This is a genomic window from Gemella sp. zg-1178, assembly GCF_018790995.1.
Classification (GTDB): domain Bacteria; phylum Bacillota; class Bacilli; order Staphylococcales; family Gemellaceae; genus Gemelliphila.
Map to the genome: position 1 here is coordinate 1 of NZ_JAHKEI010000059.1, position 997 is coordinate 997.

1 protein-coding gene is annotated in these 997 nt (G+C 27.0%); it reads right to left on the reverse strand.

The features are described 5' to 3' along the window. Nucleotides 1–92: 92 nt before the first annotated feature. Nucleotides 93–251 carry a hypothetical protein gene (locus tag KMP12_RS07415; protein WP_215757067.1) on the reverse strand — a complete coding sequence of 53 codons (159 nt, stop codon included), beginning with the start codon at nucleotides 249–251 and terminating at the stop codon, nucleotides 93–95. Between the last annotated feature and the right edge of the window lie 746 nt (nucleotides 252–997).

Sequence of the window (997 nt, forward strand, 5' to 3'; positions counted from 1 at the left end):
CGAAATATATTTATAATATGTACTCCTATTTACATTTAACACTTTACAAAGAAGCTTGATATTGTGTTGGTTTTTAAGGGGATTGATAGCTTCTAATCTTTGTTTAAGTGTGGAGTGAATATGGCAATCGCTTTTTTTAGAATTATTATTTCTTCCTCTAATTGAGCATTACGTTTCTGTAATTCTTTAATTTGTTGAGCAGTAAATATTTCACCGTCATCTATTTGAATCTCTGAGTATTTTTTACCCATTTATTTATTGCACTAATAGAAACTCCATAATTATTGCTAAGTTCTGTTTGTTATTTTCCATTTTGGTATAGGCTGACTATAGATTTTTTAAAATCTTCTGTGTAGACATTTTTAGCCATTTTTACCACTTCCTTTCTTGTCTATTTTATTATAATATATTATTTATTTTTGTGTCTACTTTAATAGTATAGATCCAATCCCAAATAATAAAAAATAATGCAGTAATTAAAAAAGAAACAAATAGGTACTTAACTAATGATTAAAATTAAAAAAAATAAAATATTTTCTTTAATATGTAAAATAATTTATAAACGAACATATCCACTCGTTTCATGTATAGTGTATAACTCTGTTGGTGAAAAAATAGGGTGGATGCAGTAAATATGCTGATAAAATAAGGATTTCCAAGTGTTATTCGAAATTGAATAACGCTTGGGTATTTTTTGTTTTGAGAGAATTTTAAAGTTTAGGAGGAGGTGTCGAGTTAACAGTAATGTTTAATCGGGGTGGAGTTGATAGGGATGTTTGAAAATATTAGTTAAATTATAGGAAAAGAAAAAATATTATATAACAATTTAATATTATGACGAGGTTAGTTGTTATATTTTTATTGATAACAATACAGATCGCAAATTACAATAGTAAGTTAGCCACCTCAGGCAAGTCATAAGGACATACATAATTAAATAATTTACGTGGATAACGATTTATCCATTGTTCAACAGCCGTTACTTCGTTAGGAGTAA